Annotated in this window: 1 protein-coding gene; it reads right to left on the reverse strand. The window is 44.7% G+C overall.

Annotation, left to right across the window (positions count from 1 at the left end; all coding sequences use genetic code 11):
- Positions 1–313, reverse strand: a 313-nt coding sequence (locus tag AB4512_RS22210) for a hypothetical protein (RefSeq protein ID WP_372175708.1), incomplete at both ends; no start/stop codon positions are given.

The raw sequence follows: 313 nt of genomic DNA on the forward strand, positions 1-313 counted from the left end.
GGGCTAATATTGTCTTCAACAAGAGTGATTTCTTGAATAATAGAGCTGTCATCCGGGATTCGATACACGCCATAACTGCTCGCAAACCACTGCGCTCCATCCTTCGCTTTTTCAATATCGACGACTTTGCCAAACCGTTCGCTGGAACGACTAAAGCTAATTCGTTTATCAATGAACGAGTAGAAGCCATGATCCGTTCCTATATAGATGCGACCTAGCAAGCCTACATTGAGAGCGGTGATCTTCGCAGGCAAGAACTTGTCGACTAACCAGTCAGTGCCATAACTCGTCAGTTTCATGGTTTCGATAGATA

The organism is Vibrio sp. 10N.222.52.B7 (assembly GCF_041474275.1).
In the GTDB taxonomy this organism is placed as follows: Bacteria; Pseudomonadota; Gammaproteobacteria; order Enterobacterales; family Vibrionaceae; genus Vibrio; species Vibrio crassostreae_C.